This is a genomic window from Actinacidiphila sp. bgisy167 (assembly GCF_057707665.1).
The window spans coordinates 1-831 of the sequence record NZ_JBYIQP010000219.1 but is presented as its reverse complement, the minus strand read 5'-3'; the positions used below and the strand labels follow the sequence as shown (position 1 = coordinate 831).

Here is an 831-nt window from a genome sequence, read left to right as displayed (position 1 = left end):
AGGAACCGGTCACCGGTGACGAGCAGGACAGACTGGCCACCGAGGCCTCGCACCTGTCGCCCCGTGACCGGGCCGGCCTGGTCACGGCATGGCGGCAGACCGGCACACACACCACCCAGTGGCCCGACAACCTCATGGCCTGGCAACAGGACCCGCAACCCACACCATGGCAGGCGAACCCGCAACCCACACCATGGCAGGCGGACCCTGACACCCAGATGAAGCTGCAAGCCGCCGAGCAGTTTCACAAAAGAGAAGGCCACCTCGACGTACCGTCCCACTGGAAGGAGCTGGTCGACGGCGAGTATATATCTCTCGGAGACTGGATCTCGAATATACGCAGAAAGCACACGGAGGTTAACGGCGACACGCGGGAAAAACTCGACAAATTGAGAATGCGCTGGGGAAATATACGCAACACTGACACCCAGATGAAGCTGCAAGCCGCCGAGCAGTTTCGCAAAAGAGAAGGCCACCTCGAGGTACCGTTCAGGCATAGGGAGCCAGTCGGCGGCAAGAAAATAAATCTCGGACACTGGATCTCGAATGTACGCACCGGCAACACGGTTGACGACGACACGCGGGCCGTACTCGACAGATTGGGAATGCGGTGGGACAAAATATGCAAGCCCATTGACATTCAGTTGAGGCTGCAAGCCGCCGAGCAGTTTTACAAAAGAGAAGGCGACCTCAAGGTACCGTCCGGCTGGAAGGAGCCGGTCGGCGGCGAGAATGTACCTCTCGCAAACTGGTTTGCTGATCTACGCAGCGGCCGCGCGAAAGTCGACGACAACACTCGGGCCGTACTCGACGGAATGGGTATGCAGTGGG

At 59.3% G+C, this 831-nt stretch carries 1 protein-coding gene; it reads left to right on the top strand.

From position 1 onward, the window contains the following. Positions 1 to 831, top strand: an 831-nt coding sequence (locus AC3ET4_RS30875; RefSeq protein ID WP_431955286.1) for a helicase associated domain-containing protein, incomplete at both ends; no start/stop codon positions are given.